This is a genomic window from Roseburia inulinivorans DSM 16841 (assembly GCF_000174195.1).
In the GTDB taxonomy this organism is placed as follows: domain Bacteria; phylum Bacillota; class Clostridia; order Lachnospirales; family Lachnospiraceae; genus Roseburia; species Roseburia inulinivorans.
This window is the reverse complement of sequence record NZ_ACFY01000174.1, coordinates 1-1,333: the sequence shown is the minus strand read 5'-3', so window position 1 is coordinate 1,333 and position 1,333 is coordinate 1. Positions and strand designations below refer to the sequence as shown.

The 1,333-nt window shown below is 34.4% G+C and carries 1 protein-coding gene; it reads right to left on the bottom strand.

Annotation, left to right across the window (positions count from 1 at the left end):
* Positions 1-1,104: phospholipase D-like domain-containing protein (locus ROSEINA2194_RS19280; RefSeq protein ID WP_007890857.1), on the bottom strand; the 1,104-nt coding region annotated here is incomplete at its 3' end.
* Between the last annotated feature and the right edge of the window lie 229 nt (positions 1,105-1,333).

Sequence of the window (1,333 nt, the reverse complement as noted above, 5' to 3'; positions counted from 1 at the left end):
AGTACTTAAGATTCTATTTCTGTTTTTCGCATAATCGGCAGCCCCAAATGGATTCCCATTATTCGCAACTGAATTTGTCATGATAGAAAAATCTGAAACGTTCTCTGCAATCTCATCCCATGTATTATACATCATATCATTACAGATAATATATGGCGTGTGGATCTTCACACGATTTTTTGCATTTTTCATCAATTCTCCCAACTGATACCACACTACTGGTTCTTTGGAACCTGTGTGAATAGGATTTGACACTAATGCAATCTTTTCTGTCTCAAAAGTTTCGTCCGTGTAATCGGTATCGCAGATTCTTTCCTTATTCTCTTCAAAATATTTCTGATAGCCGTTCTGCAGCTCTAAAACTGCGTTCTTTACAGATTTTCTGTTTGCCAGTTTTTTATTGTCATGAAAATAACCACTGTCTTCTTGTTCCCATATCGTTTCAAAATACTCTAACAACTGGTTAACTGAATTTTCTTTCTCAGGTTCATCGCAAACTACTAACACGTCTCTGTCATAGTTCTTATGTCCCGGAAAATCACCCAGGAAATAATTGTATGTATTTCTTCCCCCAAGAATATATCTCTTTCCATCTGCAATCAAATATTTATCATGCATTCTACCCATCATCTTCCATGGTTTCAACGGATTGGCCTTATTATATAGTTTAATTTCAACATTCTCATGGGAAGATAATCCATAGAAATACGGATTTCCTTCCATATCAATCCAGCTCTCCATTCCATCTACTAACAGACGAATATGTACACCTCTGTCTGCCGCATCATGCAGTGCTCCTAAAATCAATTTTCCACTTTCATCGGATTGAAATGCAAAAGTAGAAAGAATAATTTCCTTTTTTGCATTCTTGATCAAACGCACTCTTTGTAAAAGCGCTTCTGGATTCTTTTCTATGATTACTGCCCGTTCTGTATTTTCACTGCATTCGTTCCATGACCCATTTTTTGTTTCTTTTTTGGTTGTATTGGACACTTCCGGCTGCTTTTTATATGCAACGCAGATTCCGAGCAATTCATAAAAAGCCACACATAAAAAAATTGCCAGTATAACAAGAAGGATTTTACATATTTTATACTTTTTCATTGTACATCACCTGATTCCTTTTTATTTCATACTTATACAATACAAAGTCAATCTCAATTTAACCTCAACAAAATTTATTTTTCATAAAAAAATATGACCGGCTTCTTTTTAAAGAAACAGTCATATTTTTATTCTAATATATGAAGGAGCTTTTCTTACTCCGTTGTATTAATCACTATCCATGCAAAATCTTCTTTGTACAACAGACTGTTAGATATAGCAAAAACGA